This is a genomic window from Agromyces flavus (assembly GCF_900104685.1).
Taxonomy (GTDB): Bacteria; Actinomycetota; Actinomycetes; order Actinomycetales; family Microbacteriaceae; genus Agromyces; species Agromyces flavus.
The window spans coordinates 971,824-997,067 of sequence record NZ_LT629755.1 but is presented as its reverse complement, the minus strand read 5'-3'; the positions used below and the strand labels follow the sequence as shown (position 1 = coordinate 997,067).

25 protein-coding genes and 2 tRNA genes are annotated in these 25,244 nt (G+C 71.4%); 15 read left to right on the top strand and 12 right to left on the bottom strand.

The genetic code is table 11. From position 1 onward, the window contains the following. Positions 1-69: 69 nt before the first annotated feature. The 5 genes from pepN (BLT99_RS04705) to BLT99_RS04685 all read left to right on the top strand — a co-directional run bounded on the left by pepN (BLT99_RS04705) (position 70) and on the right by BLT99_RS04685 (position 8,625). A complete protein-coding gene (gene pepN / locus BLT99_RS04705; protein WP_092675639.1) occupies positions 70-2,622 on the top strand; it encodes an aminopeptidase N in 2,553 nt (850 codons plus the stop codon). Positions 2,623-2,624: 2 nt separating this feature from the next. Continuing rightward, positions 2,625-5,192, top strand: a complete 2,568-nt coding sequence (gene pepN / locus BLT99_RS04700; RefSeq protein ID WP_092669692.1) for an aminopeptidase N — start codon at positions 2,625-2,627, stop codon at positions 5,190-5,192. 84 nt (positions 5,193-5,276) lie between these two features. Next, complete coding sequence (locus tag BLT99_RS04695) at positions 5,277-6,464, top strand: mechanosensitive ion channel family protein (RefSeq protein ID WP_092669690.1); 1,188 nt, start codon at positions 5,277-5,279, stop codon at positions 6,462-6,464. A gap of 2 nt (positions 6,465-6,466) precedes the next feature. After that, positions 6,467-6,850 carry a globin gene (locus tag BLT99_RS17835; RefSeq protein ID WP_092675636.1) on the top strand — a complete coding sequence of 128 codons (384 nt, stop codon included), beginning with the start codon at positions 6,467-6,469 and terminating at the stop codon, positions 6,848-6,850. A gap of 95 nt (positions 6,851-6,945) precedes the next feature. Further along, on the top strand, positions 6,946-8,625 hold the full coding sequence (locus BLT99_RS04685; RefSeq protein WP_092675633.1) for an FAD-binding dehydrogenase: 1,680 nt from the start codon (positions 6,946-6,948) through the stop codon (positions 8,623-8,625). Positions 8,626-8,664: 39 nt separating this feature from the next. Here the strand turns inward: BLT99_RS04685 and BLT99_RS04680 are convergent, their stop codons facing one another. Beyond that, entirely contained in the window at positions 8,665-9,354 is a 690-nt protein-coding gene (locus BLT99_RS04680; RefSeq protein WP_092669688.1) for a hypothetical protein, read from the bottom strand. A gap of 98 nt (positions 9,355-9,452) precedes the next feature. Between BLT99_RS04680 and BLT99_RS04675 the strand changes: the two genes are divergently transcribed. The 3 genes from BLT99_RS04675 (at position 9,453) to BLT99_RS04665 (ending at position 11,467) form a co-directional block, all read left to right on the top strand. Next, a complete protein-coding gene (locus BLT99_RS04675; RefSeq protein WP_172802962.1) occupies positions 9,453-10,334 on the top strand; it encodes an acyl-CoA thioesterase in 882 nt (293 codons plus the stop codon). A gap of 123 nt (positions 10,335-10,457) precedes the next feature. After that, positions 10,458-10,907, top strand: coding sequence for a Rieske (2Fe-2S) protein (locus tag BLT99_RS04670; protein ID WP_092669686.1), 450 nt, complete (start codon positions 10,458-10,460; stop codon positions 10,905-10,907). Between the two features lie 8 nt (positions 10,908-10,915). Beyond that, complete coding sequence (locus tag BLT99_RS04665) at positions 10,916-11,467, top strand: hypothetical protein (protein WP_092669684.1); 552 nt, start codon at positions 10,916-10,918, stop codon at positions 11,465-11,467. Positions 11,468-11,500: 33 nt separating this feature from the next. Here the strand turns inward: BLT99_RS04665 and BLT99_RS04660 are convergent, their stop codons facing one another. From BLT99_RS04660 to msrA, 5 genes are all read right to left on the bottom strand, one after another. After that, on the bottom strand, positions 11,501-11,980 hold the full coding sequence (locus BLT99_RS04660) for an acyl-CoA thioesterase (protein WP_092669682.1): 480 nt from the start codon (positions 11,978-11,980) through the stop codon (positions 11,501-11,503). Position 11,981: 1 nt separating this feature from the next. Further along, complete coding sequence (gene ettA / locus BLT99_RS04655; protein WP_092669680.1) at positions 11,982-13,664, bottom strand: energy-dependent translational throttle protein EttA; 1,683 nt, start codon at positions 13,662-13,664, stop codon at positions 11,982-11,984. A gap of 3 nt (positions 13,665-13,667) precedes the next feature. Continuing rightward, positions 13,668-14,162: a DUF6993 domain-containing protein gene (locus BLT99_RS04650; protein ID WP_092669678.1), complete on the bottom strand. Its 495-nt coding sequence runs from the start codon at positions 14,160-14,162 to the stop codon at positions 13,668-13,670. Positions 14,163-14,257: 95 nt separating this feature from the next. Further along, complete coding sequence (locus BLT99_RS04645; protein WP_092669676.1) at positions 14,258-14,806, bottom strand: single-stranded DNA-binding protein; 549 nt, start codon at positions 14,804-14,806, stop codon at positions 14,258-14,260. Positions 14,807-14,983: 177 nt separating this feature from the next. After that, positions 14,984-15,508, bottom strand: coding sequence for a peptide-methionine (S)-S-oxide reductase MsrA (msrA, locus tag BLT99_RS04640; protein ID WP_092669674.1), 525 nt, complete (start codon positions 15,506-15,508; stop codon positions 14,984-14,986). A 17-nt stretch (positions 15,509-15,525) separates the two neighbouring features. Here msrA and BLT99_RS04635 point away from each other — a divergent pair, with 17 nt between their 5' ends. Both BLT99_RS04635 and BLT99_RS04630 read left to right on the top strand, forming a co-directional pair. Further along, positions 15,526-16,533: an aldo/keto reductase gene (locus tag BLT99_RS04635; RefSeq protein WP_092669672.1), complete on the top strand. Its 1,008-nt coding sequence runs from the start codon at positions 15,526-15,528 to the stop codon at positions 16,531-16,533. A 65-nt stretch (positions 16,534-16,598) separates the two neighbouring features. Beyond that, positions 16,599-17,288: a cation:proton antiporter gene (locus tag BLT99_RS04630; RefSeq protein ID WP_092669670.1), complete on the top strand. Its 690-nt coding sequence runs from the start codon at positions 16,599-16,601 to the stop codon at positions 17,286-17,288. Between the two features lie 21 nt (positions 17,289-17,309). On the opposite strand, the gene nadE is transcribed toward BLT99_RS04630, so the two are convergent. Continuing rightward, complete coding sequence (gene nadE, locus BLT99_RS04625) at positions 17,310-18,134, bottom strand: ammonia-dependent NAD(+) synthetase (RefSeq protein ID WP_092669668.1); 825 nt, start codon at positions 18,132-18,134, stop codon at positions 17,310-17,312. Positions 18,135-18,241: 107 nt separating this feature from the next. Here nadE and BLT99_RS04620 point away from each other — a divergent pair, with 107 nt between their 5' ends. Further along, positions 18,242-19,447, top strand: a complete 1,206-nt coding sequence (locus BLT99_RS04620) for a cation:proton antiporter (protein ID WP_092675627.1) — start codon at positions 18,242-18,244, stop codon at positions 19,445-19,447. Here the strand turns inward: BLT99_RS04620 and BLT99_RS04615 are convergent. Then, positions 19,409-19,481 (bottom strand) — tRNA-Arg (locus BLT99_RS04615). The genes BLT99_RS04620 and BLT99_RS04615 overlap by 39 nt on opposite strands. Positions 19,482-19,567: 86 nt before the next feature. Here BLT99_RS04615 and orn point away from each other — a divergent pair. From orn to BLT99_RS04595, 4 genes are all read left to right on the top strand, one after another. After that, complete coding sequence (gene orn, locus BLT99_RS04610; RefSeq protein WP_092669666.1) at positions 19,568-20,245, top strand: oligoribonuclease; 678 nt, start codon at positions 19,568-19,570, stop codon at positions 20,243-20,245. 38 nt (positions 20,246-20,283) lie between these two features. Continuing rightward, positions 20,284-20,359, top strand: a tRNA-His gene (locus BLT99_RS04605). Between the two features lie 96 nt (positions 20,360-20,455). After that, entirely contained in the window at positions 20,456-20,803 is a 348-nt protein-coding gene (locus BLT99_RS04600; RefSeq protein ID WP_092669664.1) for a metallopeptidase family protein, read from the top strand. 24 nt (positions 20,804-20,827) lie between these two features. After that, entirely contained in the window at positions 20,828-22,075 is a 1,248-nt protein-coding gene (locus tag BLT99_RS04595) for a serine hydrolase family protein (RefSeq protein WP_092669662.1), read from the top strand. Between the two features lie 10 nt (positions 22,076-22,085). Here BLT99_RS04595 and BLT99_RS04590 read toward each other — a convergent pair whose 3' ends face one another. The 4 genes from BLT99_RS04590 to BLT99_RS04575 are packed head-to-tail and all read right to left on the bottom strand — an operon-like array spanning position 22,086 to position 25,241. Continuing rightward, complete coding sequence (locus BLT99_RS04590) at positions 22,086-22,334, bottom strand: hypothetical protein (RefSeq protein ID WP_092669660.1); 249 nt, start codon at positions 22,332-22,334, stop codon at positions 22,086-22,088. A gap of 32 nt (positions 22,335-22,366) precedes the next feature. After that, on the bottom strand, positions 22,367-22,948 hold the full coding sequence (locus BLT99_RS04585; protein WP_133988546.1) for a nucleoside/nucleotide kinase family protein: 582 nt from the start codon (positions 22,946-22,948) through the stop codon (positions 22,367-22,369). After that, entirely contained in the window at positions 22,945-23,742 is a 798-nt protein-coding gene (locus BLT99_RS04580; protein ID WP_092669656.1) for an energy-coupling factor transporter transmembrane component T family protein, read from the bottom strand. The genes BLT99_RS04585 and BLT99_RS04580 overlap by 4 nt, the downstream gene beginning before the upstream one ends. Continuing rightward, positions 23,739-25,241, bottom strand: coding sequence for an ABC transporter ATP-binding protein (locus tag BLT99_RS04575; RefSeq protein ID WP_229724659.1), 1,503 nt, complete (start codon positions 25,239-25,241; stop codon positions 23,739-23,741). The genes BLT99_RS04580 and BLT99_RS04575 overlap by 4 nt, the downstream gene beginning before the upstream one ends. Positions 25,242-25,244: the final 3 nt, after the last annotated feature.

The window sequence follows — 25,244 nt, the reverse complement described above, 5'->3', positions numbered from 1 at the left end:
AGGCTGATCGGGTTGCCCGCGCCACGAACGCCGGGCCGACGCATCCGTTCGACGCAGATGGAGACCCGCGTGCCTGGAGAGAACCTCACCCGCATCGAAGCCGAGGAGCGCGCCGCGCTCGTGACGGTGCACGACTACGACGTCAGGCTCGACGTCACGACCGGCCCGGAGGTGTTCCGCTCCGAGACGACCGTGCGGTTCGCCGCTCGCGAGGGGGCGTCGACGTTCATCGACGCGATCACGGCCGCCGTGCACTCGGTCACCCTCAACGGCGTCGAGCTCGACCCGGCCGAGGTGAGCGACGGCGTGCGCATCCAGCTTGCCGACCTGAAGGTCGAGAACGAGCTGACCGTCGTCGCCGATGGCCGCTACATGCACACGGGCGAGGGCCTGCACCGCTTCGTCGACCCGGTCGACGACGAGGTGTACCTCTACACGCAGTTCGAGGTGCCCGACTCGCGCCGCATGTACGCGGTGTTCGAGCAGCCCGACCTCAAGGCGGCATTCCGTTTCACGGTCACCGCGCCGGCGCACTGGCAGGTCGTGTCGAACTCGCCGACGCCCGAGCCGGTCGCCGCCCACGAGGGCGCCACGACCTGGGCGTTCGAGCCGACCCCGCGCATCTCGAGCTACATCACCGCGCTCATCGCAGGACCCTACGACGTCGTGCGCGACGAGCTGACCAGCGCCGACGGCCGGGTCGTCCCGCTCGGCGTCTTCGCGCGCAAGAGCCTCTCGGAGTACCTCGACGCCGACTACATCTTCGAGAAGACCAAGCAGGGCTTCGAGTACTTCGAGGCCAAGTTCGGAGTGCCGTACCCGTTCGCGAAGTACGACCAGCTGTTCGTGCCCGAGTACAACGCGGGTGCGATGGAGAACGCGGGTGCGGTCACCTTCACCGAGTTCTACGTGTTCCGCTCCAAGGTGACCGACGCCGTGAAGGAGCGCCGCGTCGTCACGATCCTGCATGAGCTCGCGCACATGTGGTTCGGCGACCTCGTGACCATGAAGTGGTGGAACGACCTGTGGCTGAACGAGTCGTTCGCCGAGTGGGCCTCGACGATCGCGACGGCCGAGGCGACCGAGTGGCACGGCGCGTGGACCACGTTCAACGCGATGGAGAAGAGCTGGGCGTACCGCCAGGACCAGCTGCCCTCGACGCACCCGATCGTCGCCGAGATCCGCGACCTCGAGGACGTGCTCGTCAACTTCGACGGCATCACGTACGCCAAGGGCGGTTCGGTGCTCAAGCAGCTTGCGGCCTGGGTGGGCGTCGACGCCTTCTTCGCCGGGGTCTCCGCGTACTTCCGCAAGCACGCCTGGGGCAACACGACGCTCGCCGACCTGCTCGCCGAGCTCGAGGTCGCGAGCGGCCGCGATCTCTCCGGGTGGTCCGGGCAGTGGCTCGAGACCGCGGGCGTCAACACGCTGCGTCCCGAGTTCGAGACCGACGACGACGCGCGCATCACCTCGTTCGCAGTCCTCCAGTCCGCGATCGCCGAGCACCCCACCATCCGCCCGCACCGCCTCGCGATCGGGTTCTACAACCTGAAGGACGGCAAGCTCGTGCGGGATCACCGCGTCGAGCTCGACGTCGACGGCGAGCGCACCGAGGTCGCCGAAGTCGTGGGCCTCGCGCGCCCCGACCTGGTGCTGCTCAACGACGACGACCTCGCGTACGCCAAGATCCGACTCGACGCGGCATCGCACGGCGTCGCCCTCGCCAACCTGTCCGAGATCGACGACTCGCTGGCGCGCGCGCTGGTGTGGGGCTCGGTGTGGGACGCCACGCGCGACGCCGAGACGCGGGCGACCGACTACCTGGCGCTCGTCCTCGGCAACATCGCGAGCGAGACCGAGTCGACGACGCTCCGCATCGTGCTGGCCAACGCGATCCTCGCCGCGAGCGCCTACACCGATCCCGCACGACGCGCCGACGCGCAGCGGCGGCTCGCCGACGGGTTCTGGGAGCTCTCGTCGCAGGCCGAGCCGGGCAGTGACGCGCAGTTCCAGTTCGTCAAGTCGTTCGCCGCGATCGCCGAGCGGGGATCGCACCTCGACGACCTCCAGGCACTCTACGAGGGCTCGCTCGAGCTCGACGGCCTCGCCGTCGACACCGACCTCGGCTGGGAGCTGCTCGTCGCGCTGGCCGCGGCCGGCCGGGCAGGCGATGACGAGATCGACGCGCGCCTCGCGACCGACGACACCGTGACCGGTCGCGAGGCGGCCGCGAAGGCCCGCGCCGCGATCCCGACCGTCGAGGCCAAGGAGCGCGCGTGGGCGTCGATCGTCGACGTCGACACCGCGTCGAACTCGGTCGTGCGCGACACCGCGGCCGGCTTCCTCCGCGCCGCCGACCCTGCGCTGCTCGAGGCGTTCGTCGAGCGCTATTTCGACATGCTCGAGCGCGTCTGGGAGCAGCGCAGCTACGCGATCGCCGAGAAGCTCGTCGACGGCCTCTACCCGTCGCCGCTCGCGAACGCCGCGCTGGCCGAGGCGAGCCGCGGATGGCTCGACGCCCACCCCGACGCGCCGCCGGCGCTGCGCCGCCTCGTCGTCGAGAGCCTCGCGGGCGTCGACCGCGCGGTGGCCGCCCAGCAGCGCGACGCGCAGGAGGCGTGAGGATGCCGGCTGCTGATCTCACCCGACTCGAAGCCGAGGAGCGGGCCGCCGTCGTGAGCGCGCCCGAGTACGAGGTCGTCCTCGACCTCACCGGCGACGACGGGCGGTTCCGCTCCGAGACCGTGGCGCGGTTCAGGGCGACGTCCGGTGCATCCACGTTCATCGAGTCCACCACGGTCGAGCTGCACGAGGTGATCCTGAACGGCGTCCGCCTCGACGCGGCATCCGTCTCGGACGGGCACCGGATCCGGCTCGACGGACTCGCTGCGGAGAACGAGCTGCGCGTGGTCTCCACGCGCGAGTACACGAACACCGGCGAGGGCCTGCATCGCTTCGTCGACCCGGTCGACGGCGAGGTGTACCTGTACACCGAGTTCGCGGTCGCCGAGGCGAATCGCGTGTACGCGGTGTTCGACCAGCCCGACCTGAAGGCGACGGTGCGGTTCACCATCACCGCACCCGAGCACTGGAGCGTGCTGAGCAACGCCCCCTCGCCCGAGGCCGTCGCGGGCGAGACATCCGGCACCGCCACGTGGGCGTTCGAGACCGGCCCCGTGATCTCGAGCTACATCGTCGCGATCATCGCGGGACCGTACGCCTCGTGGCGGGCGTCGGCGACGAGCCGCGACGGCCGCGAGGTCCCGCTCGGCCTGTTCACGCGCCGCTCGCTCGCGCAGTACGCCGAGCCCGAGGTCATGTTCGAGCTCGTCCGCGACGGGCTGGCGTTCTACGAGGCCGCGTTCGACGTGCCCTACCCGTACGGCAAGTACGACCAGATCTTCGTGCCCGAGTACAACTGGGGCGCCATGGAGAACGTGGGCGCGGTCACCTTCAACGAGTCGTACCTGTTCCGTTCGCGCGTGTCCGACGCGCGGCGCGAGCAGCGCGCGATCGTCGTGCTGCACGAGCTCAGCCACATGTGGTTCGGCAACTCGGTGACCATGAAGTGGTGGAACGACCTGTGGCTGAACGAGTCGTTCGCCACGTGGGCGTCGACCCTGGCCACCTCGCGCATCACCGAGTTCACCGACGTGTGGGCGACGTTCGCGACCGACGAGAAGACGCACGCGGCCGAGCAGGACCAGCTGCCCTCCACGCACCCGATCGTCGCCGACATCGAGCGGCTCGGCGACGTCGAGGTCAACTTCGACGCGATCACGTACGACAAGGGCGCCTCGGTGCTCAAGCAGCTCGTCGCATGGGTGGGGCTCGACGCGTTCCAGCGCGGCGTAGGCGCCTACCTCGCGAAGCACGCCGGTGGCAATGCGACGCTCGCCGACCTGCTCGCCGAGCTCGAGGCCGCGAGCGGGCGCGAGCTGGGCGACTGGTCGGGCAAGTGGCTCGAAACGGCCGGGGTGAACACCCTCCGCCTCGCGGTCGAGACGGATGCCGCGGGGCTGATCTCGTCGGCACAGGTGCTGCAGTCCGCCGCGGCCTCGCACCCGACGCTCCGGCCCCACCGCGTCGCGATCGGCGCGTACGACGACGTGGACGGCCGCCTGCAGCGCGTGCACCGCGTCGAACTCGACGTGGATGGCCCGACGACCGAGGTGCCGGGCCTGATCGGCCGCGCGCGGCCGGCCCTCCTGCTCGTGAACGACGACGACCTCACCTACGCGAAGGTCCGCCTCGACGACGCATCGTTCGGCACGGCGCGCGACCGGCTCGCCGAGATCGCCGACCCCGTGGCGCGCGCCGTCATCCTCGGATCCGCGTGGGACGGCGTCCGCGACGCCGAGCTGTCCGCCTCGGACTTCGTGCGGCTCGTCGTCTCGAGCGTCGGGCACGAGACGCAGTCCGCCGCACGCGCACTCGCGCTCGCCCGGCTCGAGATCGCGGTCGGTCGATACGTCGCCGAGGACCACCGCGCCGTGCTGGCCGAGGAGGCCGCCGACGCGGTGTGGGCTCTCGCCGAGCTCGCGCCGGCCGGTTCGGACGCGCAGCTGCAGTTCGTCAAGGCGTTCACTCGGCTGGCGTGCGTGCCCGCCCACGCCGACGTGCTCGACGCGCTCCGGTCTGGCGAGGTGCGGCTGGACGGGCTCGTGATCGACCTCGACCTGCGCTGGGAGATCACCATCGCCCGGGCCGCCCTCGGCGCGGCCGACGACGCGGAGATCGAGGCCGCACTCGCCGCCGACGACACTGCGAAGGGCCGCCAGCTCGCGGCGACCGCGAGCGCCGCGCGCCCCGATCAGGCGCTGAAGGATGCCGCGTGGCGGCGCGTGGCCACCGACACCACGCTGTCGAACGACGTCGCCCGGGCCGTCGCCGACGGGTGGCAGCGCACGATCGACCCCACGCTGCTCGCCGGCACGGTCGACGACTACCTCGCGATGCTCGAGCGCGTCTGGTCCGAGCGCAGCTTCACGATGGCGTCGCTCATCGTGCGGCGACTGTTCCCGGCACCGGTGATCGACCCCGAGCTCGCACGCCGCACGCGCGAGTGGCTCGAGGCCCATGCCGAGCCGTCGCCCCTCCATCGCCTCGTCGCCGAGCAGCTCTCCGAACTCGAACGCGCCCTCGCCGCGCGCGACCGCGACGCCGACGGCGTCGGGCACGCCGCCGCCTGACGCGGCCGCTGTCCCCTGATGGTCGGCGAGGCTGCACGACCGCGTCCAGCCCTCGCCGATCCGGCCTCAGTACACTGCTGCATCATGCGTCCGTTCGAAGAGCCCGCCCCCGAACCGATCGACATCTCCTCCCAGCTCGACGCGTTCTGGGCGACCCCGTGGGGCGCCATCCTCTCGAACGTGATCCAGGTCGCGCTGATCGTCCTGATCGCGCTCATCATCCGCTGGCTCCTGCACTTCGTGATCCGCCGGACCGTCAACCGGATCGTGACGGGCGTCAAGCGCAAGCAGGATGTCACCGACACGCAGGCCCTGGCCGCGTCACCCCTGGCCGCCGTACGCGTGGTGCAGCGCACCCGGACGCTCGGCTCGGTGCTGAAGAACATCGTGAACGTCACCCTGTTCATCGTGGTGCTGCTCGCGGTGGTCGGCATCCTCGCCCCGAACGTGCTCGGGTCGTTCACGCTGCTCTCGGCGGCGATCGGCGCGGGCCTCGGCTTCGGTGCGCAGAACATCGTCAAGGACGCACTCAACGGCCTGTTCATGGTCGTCGAGGACCAACTCGGCGTGGGCGACATCGTGGACCTGGGCTTCGCGACGGGCATCGTCGAGGAGGTCCGGATCCGCGTCACGAGCGTGCGCGACGTCAACGGCACGCTCTGGTTCGTCCGCAACGGCGAGATCCTGCGCGTCGGCAACATGTCGCAGGGCTGGGCCCGCGTGATCATCGACCTCGCGGTCCCCTACGAGGCCGACATCGACGAGGTCGAGGCGACGCTGCTGCGCACCGCGACCGAGATGGCGCAGACGGGCAAGTGGCGCTCGCGCATCCTCGAGAAGCCCGAGGTGTGGGGCCTCGAATCGGTGTCGGCCGAGGCCATGGTGATCCGCGTGGTGATGAAGGTCCGCACGTCGTCGAAGGACGACGTGGCGCGCGAACTCCGGGTGCGGCTGAAGAAGGCGCTCGACGAGATGGACCTGAAGCTCCCGAGCCTGTCGAGCGTGGTGCTGTCGGGCTTCGACGGCGTGACGCGCGTCAAGGGCGCGAAGCCGCCGAAGACCGCGCCGAACCCGGTGCTCGACCGCCAGCCGCCCTCCAAGCGCTCCCTGCGCGCCAAGCGGGCCGCCGCGTCGATCAGCGGCGCCGGTAGCGTCGCGGGCGATGCCGGACCCTCGACCGCCCTGCAGAAGCCCGTCAAGCCGGCGAAGCCGGCGAAGGACCCGGAGGCGTCGGACGGTCCGTCCGACGCCCAGACGAAGGACACCCCGTGAGCCTGCCCTCCCCCAGCTTCTACGACGAGATCGGCGGACGGGACACGTTCGTTCGGCTCGTGCACGAGTTCTACCGCGGCGTCGCGGACGACCCGGTGCTGCGCCCGATGTACCCCGAGCAGGACCTCGGCCCGGCGGAGGACCGCCTGCGCATGTTCCTCGAGCAGTACTGGGGCGGACCCACCACCTACAGCGAGCAGCGCGGCCATCCGCGCCTCCGGATGCGGCACCTGCCGTTCAAGGTGAACCCCGACGCGCGCGACCGCTGGCTGGCGCACATGCGCGCCGCGGTCGACACGCTCGAGCTCTCGCCCGTCGCCGAGGCGACGCTGTGGGACTATCTCCAGCGGGCGGCCTTCGCGATGGTCAACACCTTCGAGGAGTAGTCCGGCCGATCGCCCCATGCCCGCACCCCTGCGGCATCCGACGAGCCATCCGGTTGATCGGATACCGCGACCCGCCCGAGACGAAGGAGTCCCCCGTGGCCGCACCCTCCCCCGCCCCGCACCCCGAGTTCGATGCCATCGTGGTCGGCCACGGCCTCTCGGGCCTGGTGGCCGCCGCCGAGCTCGTCGACGCGGGCAAGCGCGTCGCCGTCATCGACCAGGAGTCCGACGCGAATCTCGGCGGGCAGGCGTGGTGGTCGTTCGGCGGGCTGTTCAACGTCGACTCGCCGGAGCAACGCCGGCTCGGGGTGCACGACTCGCTCGAGCTCGCTCGCGAGGACTGGCTCGGCAGCGCCGGCTTCGACCGCGACGAGGACGAGTGGGGCCGCCGCTGGGCCGAGGCGTACCTCCAATTCGCCGCGGGTGAGCAGCGGGCGTGGCTGCACGAGAAGGGCGTGCGGTTCTTCCCGATCGTCGGGTGGGCCGAGCGCGGCGGCGGCATGGCGATCGCACACGGCAATTCGGTTCCGCGCTTCCACATCACGTGGGGCACGGGTCCGGCGCTGGTCGCACCCTTCGAAGCCAAGGTGCGAGCAGGCGAGGCGGCCGGGCTCGTCGCGCTGCGGCCGCGGCACCGCGTCGACGAGCTCATCGTCGAGGACGGCGCGGTCGTCGGGGTGCGGGGCGCGGTGCTCGCGCCCGACGACGGCTCGCGCGGCGAGGCCTCCAATCGCGACGCGACCGGCGAGTTCGAACTGCGCGCACCGGCGGTCGTCGTCGCATCCGGCGGCATCGGGGGCAACCACGAGCTGGTGCGCGCCGCGTGGCCCGAACGACTCGGCGCTCCGCCCGCCACGATGCTGTCCGGCGTGCCGGAGTACGTGGACGGTCGCGGACTCGGCATCGCCGAGGCATCCGGTGCACGGCTCGTGAACGGCGACCGGATGTGGCACTACACCGAGGGGATCGAGAACTTCGACCCCGTCTGGCCGATGCACGGCATCCGCATCCTGCCCGGCCCTTCGTCCATGTGGTTCGACGCGACCGGCCGACGGCTCCCGCCGCCGCTCTTCCCGGGCTTCGACACGCTCGGCACGCTCGAGCACCTCGCGAGGACCGGTCACGACCACTCCTGGTTCGTGCTGACGCAGCGGATCATCGAGAAGGAGTTCGCGCTGTCGGGCAGCGAGCAGAACCCCGACCTGACGAACAAGGACATCATGCTGCTCGCCCAGCGCGTTCGCGCGGGGGCGACGGCGCCGGTGGAGGCGTTCAAGCAGCAGGGTGCCGACTTCATCGTCGCCGACACGCTCCCCGAGCTGCTCGACGGCATGCGACGGCTCTCCCCCGACGGGCTGCTCGACACCGCGAACGTCGAACGAGAGCTGGTCGCGCGCGATCGCGAGGTCGCGCACGAGTACTCCAAGGACCTCCAGCTCACCGCACTCCGCGGCGCCCGGAACTACGTGGGCGACAAGCTGCTGCGCGTCGCGCCTCCGCACCGGATCCTCGATCCGAAGGCGGGACCGCTCATCGCGGTCAAGCTGCACATCCTGACCCGCAAGAGCCTCGGGGGCATCCAGACCGACCTCTCCTCGCGCGCGCTCGGCGCCGACGGCACTCCGGTGCCCGGCCTCTACGCGGTCGGCGAGGCCGCAGGCTTCGGCGGCGGCGGCGTCCACGGGTACCGCTCGCTCGAGGGCACGTTCCTCGGCGGCTGCCTCTTCACCGGGCGCGCCGCGGGGCGTGCGATCGCCGGGCTCGCGACGCAGTGAATCCGAGCGGATGGCGCGGCGGCGCGCCATCCGCCGGACTCAGGCCTTGAGCGTCCAGGCCTTGCGACGCACGAGCACATGCCCGCGCCGCGAGCTGAGGCGCGTCCACGGCCCGGTCTCGAAGACCGAGATCGGGTCGTCGCCGAGGAAGCCGAGGCTGAAGGCGGCGAACGCCGCGCCGGCCGGCACGTACTCGAGCCCGTCGATGCCGCGGCCCCAGACCTCGGACCGCACGCGCTGCACGAGCTGCTCGCCGGTGCCATCGGGGATCGCCTTGGCGACCTCGTCGATGCCCGCTCGGGCCGCGCGCTCGAGGGTCGCGGCATCCGTCTCGCCCAGGGGCCGCCAGCCCCCGCGCGGCGGCGAGATGCCCGCCCACGTCACGGTGTTCACCTCGGGTGGGCGGGTCATCGTGACCGGACGGCCCTCGACCTCGTCGTCGTCTTCGCCGAGCGCGCCGCGCGCCCGCACGATCCGGTCGACGACCGAGCGCATCGGCACCACGACGTCGAAGTCGTCGGTCTCGAACAGCTGGAAGGTCCGCAGGCCCAGCACCGTGGGACTCTCGTCGAGGATGCCGCGCGGGTACAGGATCGCGGTGTAGACCGCGAGGATGCCGTTGCCGGCCACCAGGCGCACCGCACCGTCCTCGACGCGCGCCGCGCGCTGCAGGTACGTGTGGAGGTCGCCGAGCGACAAGCTGTCGGCGAGCGTGAATTGCTGGACCATGGCCTGTCTAGACTACCGAGAGAGCGCCGCGGCCCCCGCCGCCGGGCGCCCCCCGCCCGCGGGCGGTCCGGTGGCCGACCGACCCAGACGGAGGAACGATGAGCGGTTCGATCGACGGCCTGCTGAGCACGCTGCGGCTGACCGACACCGGCGCGCGCACCAACGAGGACATCTTCACCGGCCCGTCGCAGTGGATGCCGCTGGGCCGCGTGTTCGGCGGTCAGGTGCTCGCTCAGTCGATCGTCGCCGCAACCCACACGGTGCCCGACGACCGACGCATCCACTCGATGCACGGGTACTTCCTCCGACCCGGAGACGTGCAGCATCCGATCACGTTCTCGGTCGACCGCATCCACGATGGCCGGTCGTTCTCGACCCGGCGCACGCAGGCGTTCCAGCACGGCGAGCCGATCCTGTCGCTCATCGCGTCGTTCCAGACCCACGACGACGGGCTCGAGCACCAGCTCGAGATGCCCGACGACCTGCCCGATCCCGAGGGGCTGCCGACGACTGCCGACATCCTCGGCCACGTCGAGCACGACGTGGCGCGGTACTGGTCGAGCGAGCGCGCGTTCGACGTGCGGCACATCCCCTCGCCGGTGTACCTGACCGTCGACGGCGAGCGGATGCCTCGGCAGGCCGTCTGGATGAAGGCCTTCGGTCGCCTGCCCGACGACCCCCGCCAGCACCGCGCGGCGCTCGCGTACGCCAGCGACTACTCGATCCTCGAGCCGGTGCTGCGCGCGCACGGCGTCGCATGGGCCACGCCGGGCCTCAAGGTCGCAAGCCTCGACCACGCCATGTGGTGGCACCGCGACGCGCGGGTCGACGAGTGGCTGCTGTTCACGATGGAGTCGCCGTCGGCGAGCGGAGGTCGGGGCCTGTCGCTCGGCCGCATCTACACGCGCGAGGGCATGCTCGTGGCGAGCGTCGCGCAGGAGGGCATGGTGCGCGTGCCGGGCCCGCCGACGCCGGCATGAGGCGGCTCGCCGATCGCGGCGCGCCGCAGCTGCGTCACCGCCGCACATCCCTCGTGACGTGCTCCCGATATCGCAGAATGGCAGGGTGCCGCAGCACACGCGGCCTGACGAGGAGGCTGCACGATGGACGATGCCCGTGAACTGACGCGCCGGACGGCGATCGCCCTCGGCGGCGCCGGCGCGCTCGTCCTGGCCGGCTGCGCCCCCGGTGGAGACGGCGCCGGCGAATCCTCGGGCGGGTCCGGCGATTCGGGTTCGGGCCCGACCCCCAGCGCGGCGGCCGGCGAGGACGTCGCCGCGCTGGCCGACATCCCGGTGGGCGGCAGCATCTCCGCGACGATCGGCGACGAGCCCGTACTGCTCGCGCAGCCGACCGCCGGTGACGTGGTGGCCTTCAGCGCGATCTGCACCCACCAGCACTGCGTGGTCGCCCCTGCCGGCGAACGGTTCGAGTGCCCGTGCCACGGATCGGCGTTCGACGCGGCCACGGGCGAGGTGCTCAACGGGCCGGCATTGGAGCCGTTGCCGTCGGTCGCCGTGACGGTCGACGGCGACCGCGTGGTGACGAGCTGAGCACGCCGATGCTCGACTTCCAGTTCGCGGGGCTCCCGCTGCACGTCCTCCTCGTCCACGTCATGATCGTCGGCGTGCCGCTTCTCGCGGTGCTCCTCGTGGTCCTGTGCGCCTGGCCCGCCGCGCGCCGTGTGCTCTGGCTGCCGGTGCTGCTCGGCGCGCTGTTGCTGCTCGGCGTGATGTACCTCACGATCGAGGCGGGCGAGTGGCTCCAGGCGCGGGTGCCGGAGGCGCCGCTGATCGAGGCGCACACCGACCAGGGTGAGGACATCATCTGGTGGGCGATCGGCCTCGCGACGATCGCCGCATCGGTCGGTGCGCTCGCGATCGTCGAGAACCGCGAGCGACGCGGCCGAACCGATCCCGAGGTCGCGGCGAACCGCGGCATGACCGTATCGGCGCCGCGCCGCCGCCCGGGTCGCGTGGCCGTCGTGGCGCTGCTCTTGGTCGCGGCACTCGGCGTCGGCGCGGGCGCGGTGTGGACGATCGTGCAGATCGGCGAGTCGGGCACGCGCGCCGTGTGGGAGGGCTCGTTCAGCGACCAGCCGCTCTCGGATTGAGGCGCCCGCTCGGGCATCGACCGACGGGTCGGTTCAGCGCCGGCGGAACTCGAGCGATTCGCCGAGGTACGGCTCCCAGGCGGCGCGCTCCGCGTCGGTGATGCGCCGCGGCCGCTCGGTTGCGGCGTCGACCAGCACGATCGTCGTCACCGCGCGCGTGTAGAGCGTGCGGGGCTCGGCGCCCGCCGGCGAGTAGACCTCGTAGCAGACGTCGAGGCTCGCGCCACCCATGTGGCCGATCCACAGCTCGATGTCGAGCGGGAGCCGCTGGTACGGGATCGGAGCGAGGTACTCGACCTCCTGCCGCGCGATGAGGGTCAGCGTCGCGGAGCCCGGCGTCGCGTCGAGGACGGCGGTCGAGGCGCCGACGGCGTGCTCGGCTGTGCCGTCGTCGTTGACCCAGAACGCCTGGATGCGAGCCTCCTCGAGGAGGCTCAGCATCCGGGCATTGTTGACGTGCCCGTACGCGTCGAGGTCGCTCCATCGGAGTGGAGTGGGCACGTGCAGTCGCACGTCAGTCTCTCGTGAGCTTGCGGTACGTGGAGCGGTGGGGCTTCGCGGCCTCGGGGCCGAGGCGCTCGACCTTGTTCGCCTCGTACGCCTCGAAGTTGCCCTCGAACCAGTACCAGTTCGCGGGATCCTCGTCGGTGCCCTCGTACGCGAGGATGTGCGTGGCGATGCGGTCGAGGAACCACCGGTCGTGCGTGATGACCACCGCGCAGCCGGGGAACTCGAGCAGCGCGTTCTCGAGGCTGCCGAGCGTCTCGACGTCGAGGTCGTTCGTCGGCTCGTCGAGCAGCAGCAGGTTGCCGCCCTGCTTGAGGGTGAGCGCGAGGTTCAGCCGGTTGCGCTCACCGCCGGAGAGCACTCCGGCGCGCTTCTGCTGGTCGGGGCCCTTGAATCCGAACGTCGACACGTAGGCACGGCTGGGGATCTCGGTCTTGCCGACCTGGATGTAGTCGAGCCCGTCGGAGACGACCTCCCACAGGGTCTTGTTCGGGTCGATGCCGGTGCGCGACTGGTCGACGTACGAGATCTTGACGGTCTCGCCGATCTTGAGGTCGCCCCCGTCGAGCGGTTCGAGGCCGACGATCGTCTTGAAGAGGGTCGTCTTGCCGACGCCGTTCGGGCCGATGATGCCCACGATGCCGTTGCGCGGCAGCGAGAAGCTCAGCCCGTCGATCAACTGGCGGTCGCCGAAGCCCTTCTCGACCTTCTTGGCCTCGAGCACGACATCGCCCAGCCGGGGACCCGCAGGGATCTGGATCTCCTCGAAGTCGAGCTTGCGGGTGCGCTCGGCCTCGGCCGCCATCTCCTCGTAGCGCGCGAGACGCGCCTTGGACTTGGCCTGCCGGCCCTTCGCGTTCGAGCGCACCCACTCGAGCTCGTCCTTCAGGCGCTTCTGGAGCTTCTGGTCCTTCTTGCCCTGGACCTGGAGACGCTCGGCCTTCTTCTCGAGGTAGGTCGAGTAGTTGCCCTCGTACGGGTAGAGGCGACCGCGGTCTACCTCGCAGATCCACTCCGCGACGTGGTCGAGGAAGTACCGGTCGTGCGTGACCGCGAGGACCGCGCCCGGGTACTTCGCGAGGTGCTGCTCGAGCCAGAGCACGCTCTCGGCGTCGAGGTGGTTCGTGGGCTCGTCGAGGAGCAGCAGGTCGGGCTTCTGCAGCAGGAGCTTGCAGAGCGCGACGCGGCGCTTCTCACCGCCCGAGAGCACCGAGACCGGGGTGTCGCTCGGCGGGCAGCGCAGCGCGTCCATCGCCTGCTCGAGCTGCGAGTCGAGGTCCCACGCGTCGGCCGCATCGATGTCCTCCTGCAGCGTCCCCATCTCGGCCAGGAGCGCGTCGAAGTCGGCGTCGGGGTCGGCCATGGCCGCGGAGATCTCGTTGAACCGATCGATCTTCCCCTTGATCGGGCCGACGCCCTCCTGGACGTTCTCGAGGACCGTCTTCGACTCGTCGAGCTCGGGCTCCTGCATGAGGATGCCGACCGAGTACCCGGGCGTGAGCCGCGCCTCGCCGTTCGAGGGCTGGTCGATGCCGGCCATGATCTTCAGGATCGTGGACTTGCCCGCGCCGTTGGGACCGACGACACCGATCTTCGCTCCGGGCAGGAACGCCATCGTCACGTCGTCGAGGATGACCTTGTCGCCGACCGCCTTGCGGGCGCGCACCATTGAATAGATGTAATCCGCCATTTGCTACCAGTCTATGGGGCGCGTCTGGCCGATCAGGCAGTCACCGGTGCCGAGGGCTGGGCGCACCGCGCTGTGGTAGCCGTCGGACTTCGGGCCGTACTGGCCGACGAGGCACTCGCCCGCGAACCGCACCGAGAACTGGATCGAGTCGGCCGGATCACCGATGGTGGTCGCGTCGGCCGTGACCTGCATCGCGCTCTTCTCGAAACCGGCGGCGATCAGGGCATCGACGAAGTCGCGACCGCCCGCGCCGGCATCGGCGGCGATCGCCGCCCGGTTGATCGCATCGAAATAGGGCAGGTTGTCGGTCGCGGAGCCCTGGGGTCGCAGTGCCGGCGGCTCGGAGGCCGGCGGGACGGTCGCGCCGACCGACGGCGTCGCCTCCGGGCCGCTCGTGGACGGGGCGGGCGGCATGACCGCATCACGAGGCGTGCACGCCGCGAAGACGAGCACGCTCACGACGGTGATCGTCGCCGCGCCCACCGCCCGTCGCCGCATGCCACTCCTCGCCAGTCGTCGGCCGCCGCCCCTCGCGGTTGCCGGCAGCGCCGAGTCTATGGCCGACGGTTCGACCCGACGCGCCGCCCCGCGCCTCAGGCGCGAACGTCGTCGGCCACATGCTCCTCGAGTGCCTCATCGGCGTCGCGCAGTGGGACGTCGGAGGCCGACCCGTCACCGGAGAGAACCCAGCCGGCGCCCGGCGTCGCCCAGGCGTCTGCCGCCAGTGCGGCTTCGGTGGGCACGGCGTCGGTCGACGGGTCGTCGGAGGAGGCCGACGCGCGAGCCGCCGCCGACTTCGTGTACTCGGACGTGCCCCACGCCAGGTCGTGGCCGACCGAATCGGCCTCGATCTCGATCGCAAGCCCCGACTTCTCGGACGTCTGCCACTGGCGCACGCGGACGCGGCCGTGCACGACGACGCGCTGGCCCTTGCGCAGCGACTCGGCGGCGTTGACCGCGAGCTGGCGGAAGGTCGACACCGTGTACCAGTTGGTCTCGCCGTCGGTCCACTGGCCGGTCGCGCGGTCGAAGTAGCGGCGCGTCGATGCGAGCCGGAAGTTCGTGATCGGGAGTCCGGCGGGAGTGACGGTGTGCCGCGGGTCGCCGCCGATGGCGCCGGTCACGGTGATCTGGTCGGTCATGGGTGTGCTCCTCGGGTCGACGCCGCCGCGATTCGGCGACTCGCGGCATCCGGGGCCCTCGTGCCGGAACGACCCCGGATGCCGCTGACCACAGCATGCGCGGCGCCGGGCGCCATCCGTCGCCCCTGCCGTCGGCCCGTGGGAAACCGCGAACGACGCCGGGTTGTCGAGGAGGGCTCAGGCGACCACGAAGTCGGCGTACGATCGCCGGATCTTGTTGACCTTCGGCAGCGCGACGGCGAGGCAGTAGCCCTGGCCCGGGTTCTTCGCGAAGAAGTCCTGGTGGTACTCCTCGGCGGGGTAGTACTCGCCGAGCGGCTCGATGGTCGTCACGATGTCCCCGGGCCACCACTCCGCCGCGCGATCCCGCGCCTGCTCGAACAGCTCGCGCTGCCCGTCCTCCTGGAAGAACATCGCCGACCGGTACTGGGTCCCGACATCCGCTCCCTGACGGTTCAGCTGCGTCGGGTCGTGCAGGGTGAAGAACACGTCGAGGATCACCTCACGCGGGATCACGTCGGGGTCGAAGTCCACGCGGACCGCCTCGGCGTGACCCGTCGCGCCCGTGCACACCAGCTCATAGGACGGGTTCGGCACGGAACCACCGGTGTAGCCGGAGACGACGTCATCCACACCGCGAAGCGTGCGGTAGACGGCATCGAGGCACCAGAAGCATCCACCGGCCAGAACGAAGTTCTCCATCGCCTTAGGCTACCCACATGACCTACGCCGCCTCCCCCGACCGTTACGACCAGATGACGTACAACCGGATCGGGCGAAGCGGCCTCAAGCTCCCGGCGCTCTCGCTCGGGCTCTGGCACAACTTCGGCCACGACCGACCGCTCGACACCCAGCGCGCGATCGTGCGCCGCGCATTCGACCTCGGCGTCACGCACTTCGACCTCGCGAACAACTACGGGCCTCCGCCCGGCAGCGCCGAGGAGAACTTCGGGCGCCTGCTCGCGACCGACCTGAAGCCGTACCGCGACGAGCTCATCGTCTCGTCGAAGGCCGGCTACCTCATGTGGGACGGCCCCTACGGCGAGTGGGGCTCTCGCAAGAACCTGCTCGCATCGCTCGACCAGAGCCTCGGGCGCCTCGGCCTCGACTACGTCGACGTCTTCTATTCTCACCGTCCCGATCCCGACACCCCGGTGGAGGAGACGATGGGTGCGCTCGCGCACGCCGTCCGCCAGGGCAAGGCGCTCTACGCCGGCATCTCGAACTACTCGCCCGAGCAGACGCGGCGCGCCGCCGAGGCGCTCGCCGCCGAAGGCGTGCCGCTCACGATCCACCAGCCGCGGTACTCCATGTTCGACCGCCACATCGAGGACGGCCTCTTCCCGGTGCTCGACGAGGTCGGGGCGTCGGCGATCGTGTTCTCACCCCTCGCGCAGGGGCTGCTCACCGACCGCTACCTCTCCGGCGAGGTGCCCGCCGGCTCGCGGGCCGCGACGAGCCATTTCCTTCCCGCCGACCGCATCAGCGAGGACTACCTCGCGCGCGCGCGCACACTCAACGACATCGCGCTCGGGCGCGGCCAGTCCCTCGCGCAGCTCGCGCTCTCATGGGTGCTCCGCGTCCCGCAGGTCGCGAGTGCCCTGATCGGCGCATCGAGCGTCGCCCAGCTCGAGCAGAACGTCGCGGCCCTCGAGGCCGCGCCACTGACGCGCGAAGAGATCGAGGCGATCGAGCCCCACGCGGCGCACGGCACCGCGCTCGGCTGATCCCGCGGCGAGGCGCGCCGTGCGACCTGCGGCGGAGCGAACTCCCGCGGCGCTAGCCTGCGCACATGCAGTGGTGGAACGACTTCGTCGACTGGCTCGTCTCGGATGCCGCACGCCCGACTCTCTTCGCGGCGGCGGTCATCTTCGTCTCGCTCCTCGCCGCCGGCCTGCTGTCGGCCTGGATCGCCCGACGCGCGGTGCGCGGCATCATCCGCGAGCGTGATCGGGAGCTGCGCAACTCGGCCGTCGCCGCGCTCGTCGACGCCGCGACCGAGGCCTCCGTATGGAACTCGCTCACGCCGCAGGAGCAGGTGCTCGCCGATCGCGCGGTGGGCCAGGCCGACATCCAGCTGCGCCTCCTGCCTGTCCGTGGGGCGGATGTCGCGGCCGACTGGGCGGCCCACCAGCTCCACGAGCTCAAGCGCGCCTCGGCGACCTTCGGGTACCAGCTCGATCCGGCCGTGGTCGAGTTCCGCGAGCGCCTGCTCGAGTGGCAGCGTCATCCGTCGCGTACGCGACGCGACTTCAGGAACGACCTCGAGCGCTGGCGCCTGCAGCGCGACGAGCCCGGCGAGCAACTCGTCGCCGCGCAGGACTCGTGGGTCGCGACGCAGCATCACGACCGGTACGCACCCACGACGGGCGCGGAGACGCAGCCGGTTCCGCTCGACGCGTCGGCCTCCGAGGAGGACTCGGCGGACGCCGACACCGATCGGCGCCCGATCGGACAGCGCGACGCCGTCAGCGCCGACTGATCGCCCGCCCGGCGACTGCGGTCACTCCCGCCACCAGGCGTCGAACATCGTGACCGGCTCGGCGCGCTTGTGGCGCGTCTGCAGGAAGCGCGCCTCGATCTTCTCGGCGGCCGCCTCGTCGATCTCGCCACCCTCGAGGAACTCGTCGATGTCGGTGTAGCGCAGGCCGAGGTTCGCCTCGTCGGACTGACCGGGGTCATGATCGAGCAGGTCGGCGGTCGGCACCTTCTGGTAGAGCCGTTCGGGCGCGCCGAGGTGCACCATGAGCTCGCGGCCCTGCCGCTTGGTGAGGCCGGAGAGGGGGAGCACGTCGGCGCCGCCGTCGCCGTACTTGGTGAAGAAGCCGGTGACCGCCTCGGCGGCGTGGTCGGTGCCCACGACGAGCAGGCCGCCCTCGCCCGCGAGCGCGTACTGCGCGATCATGCGCATGCGGGCCTTGACGTTGCCCTTGCCGAAGTCGCTGATGGGCGCGCCGAGCGCCTCGGCGTAGTCGCTGGCCAAGCCGTCGACGCCACCCTTGACGTTGAAGTCGACGACCTCGGCCGGCTGGATGAAGTCGAGCGCGAGCTGCGCGTCGTCTTCGTCGCGCTGCACGCCGTAGGGAAGGCGAGCCGCCACGAACCGGGCGGCCCGACCCTCGGCGGCCATCTCGTCGACCGCGATCTGGCACAGCCGGCCGGCGAGGGAGGAATCCTGTCCGCCGCTGATGCCGAGGACCAGGCCCTTCGCGCCGGAAGCGGCGAGGTAGGCCTTCAGGAAGTCGACGCGCCGACGGACCTGCTCGGCCGGGTCGATGGAGGGCTCGACGTGCAGTTCTTCGATGATCCTGGCCTGGAGGTCGCGCATGCCACGACCCTACGGCACGCGTGTGACGGGCGGATGTCGCGGCCCCGGGGCTGCCCGGCGATGCCCTCGTCGGCTACCATGCGGACCAGCGCGAGAGGGGGATCCGCGTGACCGTCGACCTGTCCACGCTCGTGCTCGTGCCGGCGATCGCCGCGATCGCCCCGCTCGCGACACGCGCGGTCGGGCGCTGGCTGGCGATCCCGCTGGTCGTCTTCGAGATCACGCTCGGCATCCTGCTCGGGCCCGACGTGCTCGGCTGGGTCGAGCCCGACCGCTTCATCTCGCTCTTCGCCGACTTCGGCCTGGCGATGCTGTTCTACCTCGCCGGCCGGGAGATCGACTTCGCCGCGATCCGCGGCACGCCCACCGTCCGCGCGGGCATCGGCTGGCTGATCTCGCTCGTACTCGCGGTCGCGGTCGCCCTGCTGATCGAACCGGGCATCGGCGCCGCCTTCATCGCGATCGCGCTGACCTCGACCGCGCTCGGCGCTCTGCTGCCCATCCTCCGTGACGCCGGTCTCGTTCGCACGCCGTTCGGCGCGTCGATCCTCGCCATCGGGGCCGTCGGCGAGTTCGGGCCGCTCCTGGCCATCTCGCTGTTCCTCAGCGGCCGGTCGCCGCTCCACGCGGCCCTGGTGCTCATCGCGTTCGCCGTGATCGCGGGGGTGCTCATGTTCATCGCCGCGCGGGGCGACGGTGCCCGGCTGCACCGCGCGATCGAGGCGAGCCTGCACACGAGCGGGCAGTTCGTGGTCCGGCTCGTCATGTTCGTGCTGCTCTCGCTCGTCGCCCTCTCGATCTTCCTCGGGATCGACATGCTGCTCGGTGCCTTCGCGGCCGGCGTGCTCGGCAAGCTCCTGCTCCAGGGCGCGCCCGCACGAGAGGCCGAGATCACGGAGGCCAAGATCGAAGCCGTGGGATTCGGGCTCCTCGTGCCGGTGTTCTTCATCAACACCGGCATCACGTTCGACCTGCACGCGCTGGTGTCCGACACCCGCACGCTCGTGCTGCTGCCGGTCTTCGCGGTCCTGCTGCTCGTCACCCGAGGCATCCCGACCGCGCTGCTCGCGCGAAAGGGCTCGTCGGTGCGCGATCGGGTCTCGACCGGCTTCTTCGGTGCGACGGGCCTGCCGATCATCGTCGCGGTCACGGCGCTCGGAGTCGATGCCGGCGATCTCGACCCAGGTCTCGCGGCCGCTCTCGTGGGCGCTGGGCTCGTCTCGGTGCTGGTCTACCCGCTCGTGGCCCTGAGCATCCGGACGAGCCGGTCTCGGCGCCCTCGGCAGGAATCGAACCTGCGACCAAGAGATTAGAAGGCTCCTGCTCTATCCGCTGAGCTACGAGGGCCGATCGCCACCACGATACCCCAGCCGTCCGGACGCTCCGGGCAGCACGACCCAGCCGGTGTCGGGCCGCCGGATTAGACTCGCCGCATGGCATCCTCGAGTGACCGACTGGTCTGGATCGACTGCGAGATGACCGGGCTCGACCTCGAGGTCGACGAACTGGTCGAGATCGCGGTGGTCATCACCGACTACGACCTGAACCCCGTCGACGCCGGGATCGACATCGTGATCAAGCCCGACGCGAGCGCGCTCGAGTCGATGAGCGACTTCGTGCGCGCCATGCACACCGATTCGGGGCTCATCGACGAGATCCCGAACGGCGTCTCGCTGGCCGAAGCCGAGTACGAGGTGCTCGAATACGTGCTCAAGCACGTTCCCGACGAGCAGAAGGCCCCGCTCGCCGGGAACTCGATCGGCACCGACCGCGCGTTCCTCACCCGTTTCATGCCGCGGCTCGACGCGCACCTCCACTACCGCAACGTCGACGTCTCCTCGATCAAGGAGCTCGCCAAGCGCTGGTATCCGCGGGCATACTTCAACGCTCCTGCGAAGGACGGCGGCCACCGCGCCCTCGCCGACATCCTCGAGTCGATCCGCGAGCTGCAGTACTACCGCCGCGCGGTGTTCGTCGCCGACCCGGGTCCGACCAGCCAGGAACTGCAGGCCATCGCGGCCGACATCGTGGGCCATGGTGCGTCCGAGGACTCGCGCGAGGCCTCGCTCGAGCCCGCTCCCGTGTCATCGAGCGCCCCCAACGTGGTGTAATCTCGAAGGGTTGCCGATCGCGACGCGATCCGCACATGGTGGGTATAGCTCAGTTGGTAGAGCGCCTGGTTGTGGTCCAGGAGGTCGCGGGTTCAAGCCCCGTTACTCACCCCAAAGAGCGCCCGAGAGCGCCGGGTTGTGGTGCAGTACTCTGGGACGGGCCGCGGGTTCGAGCCCCGTCACTCACCCCAATGATTCCGGGAGCCGCCCGTGGAACTCGACGCCGAGGCCTTCGAGCAGCTCGTCGTCGATGAGCTCGACCAGCTCCCCGACGACATGGTCGACGGCCTCGAGAACGTCGTGTTCGTCGTCGAGGATCGCCCTGAAGACGGGTCGCTCGACCTGCTCGGCCTCTACGAGGGCACCGCACTGACCGAGCGCGACCGGTACGGGTTCGGCGAGATGCCCGACCGCATCGTGCTCTACCGCGAGCCCCTGCTCGCCGTCGCCGAGACCGAGGCCGAGCTCCGCGACGAGATCCACGTCACGCTCGTGCACGAGATCGCGCATTTCTACGGCATCGACGACGACCGGCTGCACGAGCTGGGCTGGGCATGACCGGCGCCGCGTTAGCCTGAGCGCATGAGTCGCTCCCCCGGACGCGTGATCGGCATCGCCGTCGGCACGCTCGCGATCCTCGCCGTCGGCGTGTACGGCCCGGCGATGCTGCTCGGCCCCCTGCCGGCGGTCTCCGTCCGCGTCGACGAAGCGCAGGCCGCCGCCGCCGAGCCGGCCGCCGTGGTCCTGCCCGACGATGGCGCGTCCGCCGTGGCGCTCGTCGGCGAGTCCGGCGAGGCCGAGCTCGTCGCCTCGCTCGCCGATGACGAGCCCGCGCCGATCGGCGGAGCGGCCAAGCTCGTCACCGCACTCGTGACGGTGGACTCGCTCCCCCTCGAGGAGGGGACGAGCGGTCCCGACATCCGGATCGGCGCCGCCGACTACTCGGCGTACCTCACCTATCAGGCAGAGGGGTCGCGCGCGTTGAAGGTCTCGCCCGGCGAGAACTGGAACGAGCGCGACGTCCTGCGTGCACTCATGCTCGCCTCGAGCAACAACCACGCCGACACGCTGGCGACGTGGTCCTTCGGCAGCGTCGAGAACTACGTTCGCGAGGCGAACGGATGGCTCGAGGAGCAGGGCTTCGCCACGCTTCGCGTCGCCGACGCGACCGGCTTGTCGGGCGAGAACGTGGGCACCGCGGCCGAACTTGCGCGGCTCGCGGGCCTCGTGCTCGCCGACCCGACGCTGGGACCGATGTTCCTCGCCGGCGAGGGACCGCTGGCGGCCGATGACCGCCGCATCCCCGATGTCATCGCGCACCTCGGCGGCGACGGGATCCGCGCGATGAGCCGCAGCTACACCGACGAGGCCGCGCTGTCCTTCGTGTTCACCGCCGAGATCGAGGTCGGCGACGAGACGCGGCGACTCGTGGGCGCCATGACGGGCGTCGACGACTACGAGACGCTCGATCCGGCCGTCCTGGCCGCCGTCGAGAGCATGCAAGCCGCCTCGGCGCCCATCGAGATCATCCCCGCGGGTGCCTCCTACGGCGAGGTGCGGGCCGCGTGGGGCGAGCGGGCGCGCCTCGTCGCGTCAGCTGCCCGAACGGATGCCGCCTTCGGTGCAGCGCCCGACGCGGCGACGGTCGCCGTCGAACCGTTCACCACCGCGGCGGCCGGACGACAGGTCGGCACCGTGACCGTGCGGCTCGGCGAACGCGACGTGAGCTCGGCACTCGAACTCGACGCGGCGATCCGCGACCCGGGGCCGGTCTGGCGACTCACGCACCCCGGCGAGCTGATCGGCGCGTTCCTCGACGGCAGCGCCTGACGGGCACGCGTCAGTCGTTCTCCTCGTCGTACTCGACCGGGTCGGAGTCGTCGGCGTCGAAACGGAAGCGCACGCGCAGCTGCCCGTTGACCTCGTGCTCCTCGACCGCGTCGTACCAGAACAGGGACTCGAGCCCGTCGACTGCGGCGACCATGCCGACGCGCTTCTCGGGCTTGCCGCCGACGAGCGCGCGCTGCTCGAAGTCGCCCTCGAGGGGGCCGTCGATGAACTCGGCGACGTAGGTCGATGCATCTGCCATGCCCCCACCGTAGTCCCGCGCGATGGCTCCGGTCATGCGCCGCGCGCGGCCCGGTCGCCGAGTCGGACCCGGATCACCGCGTGCTCGTTCAGCGCCGCCCGGACGAGGTACCGGCGCCAGTCCGCCTCCCACTCGTCCCAGTACGGGTCGAATGCGCCTCGGTCGCGCGCGAGCGCGCGCTCACGCCGCTCGATGTACGGTGCGTCGACCCAGACGCGGATGGCGTCGGGCCGATCCCGTCCGGCGCGGAAGGCGCCGCAGCCGTCGACGACGAGCGCCCGGCCCGGCCTGACCCGTTGCACTCCGCCGCCGCGGTCGGCGAGCCAGTCCCATCGGTGGACGGCGCCGACCGCGCCGCGCGAATTCGGCCCCACGAGCGAGACGGCCAATGCGGCCGCGCCGCGGCGAAGGCCGCGCCATCCGGGTATCGCCTCATCGACGCGCACCACGACGGGCTCGGCGCCCGGCCAGCCTCGCACGAGTACCGCGGCGAAGGTCGACTTGCCGGCACCGCTCGGCCCGTCCACCAGGACGAGCGGATGGCGTCGGCCCGCCGCGACGCGTCGGACCAGGCGCACCGCGGGCTCGAGCCCCATCGCGCCGCCGCGGGTCACGCCCACACCGGGTGGAACGTGCCCGCCCAGATCGACCCGGCGATCGCGATCGCCGCGATCGCGGCCGCCAGCACGAGCAGCACCGCGTCGACCAGCCCGACCCGCGATGGACGAGCCCAGGTGCGCGGCGCGTGCGCGCCGAATCCGCGGGCCTCCATCGCGGTGGCGAGCTTCGAGCCTCGCCGGATCGCGAGCACCAGCAGCGCGAACGCCATGGTCGCGGCGCGACGGATGGCGCCATGGTCGCCGATGCCCCGCGCTCGCCGAGCGAGCGACATCGCGCGCCAGTCCTCGACGAAGAGGCCCACGAGCCGCGTCGCCGCCAGTGCGCCGAGCACGAACCGCGCCGGGAGCCGGGCGATCTGCGCCAGCCCGTCGGCGAGGTCGGTCGGGTCGACGCGCATGAACAGCAGCGCGGCGGGCAGGCCGATCGCGAGGACGCGTACGGTGACCGCGATCGCGAGCTCGATCGAGCCATCGGTGATGCGCGCGAGCCACAGCTCCCAGTACACGGTGCCGGACGGCTCCCCGTAGAGGAGCATGCTGAGCCCGGCGACGGGAGCGGCGATCAGGATGGGCCAGGTCCGGCGTACGAGCACGGCCGGGGTCACGCCGGCCACGGCGAACAGCACGAGCTGGATGCCGAGCGCGATCGCGGCGCTCACCCAGTCGACGGTGAGCAGCAGCGGGGTCGTCAGCACCATCGCGGCCGCCAGCCGGGTGACCGGGTTCACGCGGTCGACGAACCGAAGCGTCGGCTGGACGTCGGTCGTGGCGAGCTCGTGCGCGGTCATGAGCGACTCCCGGCGGGGGCGCGCACGCCGAGCTCGAGCCGACGCTCGCCGAGCGAGGCGGTGAAGGCGAGGTCGTGGGTGACGGACAGCAGCGTGGTCCCACCCGCGACGAGCTCGTGCAGGAGTCGTACGAGCTCGACCCAGCCGAGGCGATCCTGTCCGAACGTCGGTTCGTCGAGGATCACGACCTCGGGACGGGTCGCGAGGACCGACCCCACCGAGAGCCGGCGGGCCTCGCCGCCGGAGAGCGTGAACGGATTGGCGCCCGCGAGATGATCGAGTCGGAGTCGTTCGAGGATCTCGCCGACGCGTGCGGTGACCGCGGCGGGACCGAGACCCAGCGCCCGCGGCGCCACGGCGACCTCGTCGCGGACGGTTGCGGCCACGAACTGGTGCTCCGGTTCCTGGAAGACCGTGCCGATCCGCGTGAGCAGGTCGCGCGAGCGCCACCGGACCGGGCTGCTCGGGAGCCCGCGCGCGAACCCGCTCGCGGCGATCACCGCGCCGGCGCGGGGTGCGAGCAGGCCGCCCAGCGTGAGCGCGAGCGTGGACTTGCCGGCGCCGTTGGGTCCGGTGAGCACGGTGGACGTCCCGCGCGGGAGCGCCAGCTCGAGCCCCTCGTGGAGCACCGTTCCGCGCGGTCGGCCGATGGCGAGGTCGCGCGTCGAGAGGAGCGCCGTGCCATCCGGAAGCGCGACGGTGGGCACGCCGGCCGCCGCCTCGGGCACGCCGAGCGGCACGCCGGGCACCCAGACGCCGGCGGCGGCCAACTCCGAGGCCCGCGCGGTGAGGATCTCGTCCGGCGCCCCGTCTGCGACGACGTCGCCGTCGGCGCCGAGGATGATCACGCGGTCGACGAGGTGCTGCCAGACCTCGACCCGGTGCTCCACGACGACGAGAGTCGCGCCCGTGCGCTCGAGGACGCGGCCGACGGCCTCGCGCACCTCGGCGACGCCCACCGGATCGAGGTTCGCCGTGGGCTCGTCGAGCAGGAGCAGCCCGGGCCGCATGGCGATCGCACCGGCGAGTGCGAGGCGCTGCTTCTGCCCGCCCGAGAGACGCGACGTCGGATGGTCCAGCGGAAGGTCGAGCCCCACCGCGTCGACCGCGTCCGCGACGCGACGCCAGATCTCCTCGCGCGGAACCCCGAGGTTCTCGCACCCGAACGCCACGTCGTCGCCGACTCGCGCCAGGATGACCTGGGAGTCGGGGTCCTGGAGCACGAGCCCGGCGCGCCCACGGGCTTCGGGTGCCGGCCGGCCGTCGATGCGCAGCGAGCCGACGGACTCGCCCTCATCGTCGCCTCCGAGGACGCCGGCGAGGGCGTGAAGCAGGGTCGACTTGCCGGAGCCGGATGGCCCGAGGAGCAGGACCCGCTCCCCCGGGTCGATCGCGAGGTCGATGCCCTGCAGCGCCGGGCGCACGCGGCCGGCGTGCCGCCACCCCCACCCCGTGGCGTCCACGCGGGCGGGGCGGGCGAGCGTGCGGTCGTGCTCCACGGG

Excerpts from the sequence above, each read along its gene's own strand:
- pepN (WP_092669692.1), top strand. The coding sequence starts at position 2,625 with ATGCCGGCTGCTGATCTCACCCGACTCGAAGCCGAGGAGCGGGCCGCC.
- BLT99_RS04695 (WP_092669690.1), top strand. The coding sequence starts at position 5,277 with ATGCGTCCGTTCGAAGAGCCCGCCCCCGAACCGATCGACATCTCCTCC.
- BLT99_RS04680 (WP_092669688.1), bottom strand. The coding sequence starts at position 9,354 with ATGGTCCAGCAATTCACGCTCGCCGACAGCTTGTCGCTCGGCGACCTC.
- BLT99_RS04675 (WP_172802962.1), top strand. The coding sequence starts at position 9,453 with ATGAGCGGTTCGATCGACGGCCTGCTGAGCACGCTGCGGCTGACCGAC.
- BLT99_RS04670 (WP_092669686.1), top strand. The coding sequence starts at position 10,458 with ATGGACGATGCCCGTGAACTGACGCGCCGGACGGCGATCGCCCTCGGC.
- BLT99_RS04665 (WP_092669684.1), top strand. The coding sequence starts at position 10,916 with ATGCTCGACTTCCAGTTCGCGGGGCTCCCGCTGCACGTCCTCCTCGTC.
- ettA (WP_092669680.1), bottom strand. The coding sequence starts at position 13,664 with ATGGCGGATTACATCTATTCAATGGTGCGCGCCCGCAAGGCGGTCGGC.
- BLT99_RS04650 (WP_092669678.1), bottom strand. The coding sequence starts at position 14,162 with ATGCGGCGACGGGCGGTGGGCGCGGCGACGATCACCGTCGTGAGCGTG.
- BLT99_RS04645 (WP_092669676.1), bottom strand. The coding sequence starts at position 14,806 with ATGACCGACCAGATCACCGTGACCGGCGCCATCGGCGGCGACCCGCGG.
- msrA (WP_092669674.1), bottom strand. The coding sequence starts at position 15,508 with ATGGAGAACTTCGTTCTGGCCGGTGGATGCTTCTGGTGCCTCGATGCC.
- BLT99_RS04635 (WP_092669672.1), top strand. The coding sequence starts at position 15,526 with ATGACCTACGCCGCCTCCCCCGACCGTTACGACCAGATGACGTACAAC.
- BLT99_RS04630 (WP_092669670.1), top strand. The coding sequence starts at position 16,599 with ATGCAGTGGTGGAACGACTTCGTCGACTGGCTCGTCTCGGATGCCGCA.
- nadE (WP_092669668.1), bottom strand. The coding sequence starts at position 18,134 with ATGCGCGACCTCCAGGCCAGGATCATCGAAGAACTGCACGTCGAGCCC.
- orn (WP_092669666.1), top strand. The coding sequence starts at position 19,568 with ATGGCATCCTCGAGTGACCGACTGGTCTGGATCGACTGCGAGATGACC.
- BLT99_RS04595 (WP_092669662.1), top strand. The coding sequence starts at position 20,828 with ATGAGTCGCTCCCCCGGACGCGTGATCGGCATCGCCGTCGGCACGCTC.
- BLT99_RS04590 (WP_092669660.1), bottom strand. The coding sequence starts at position 22,334 with ATGGCAGATGCATCGACCTACGTCGCCGAGTTCATCGACGGCCCCCTC.
- BLT99_RS04580 (WP_092669656.1), bottom strand. The coding sequence starts at position 23,742 with ATGACCGCGCACGAGCTCGCCACGACCGACGTCCAGCCGACGCTTCGG.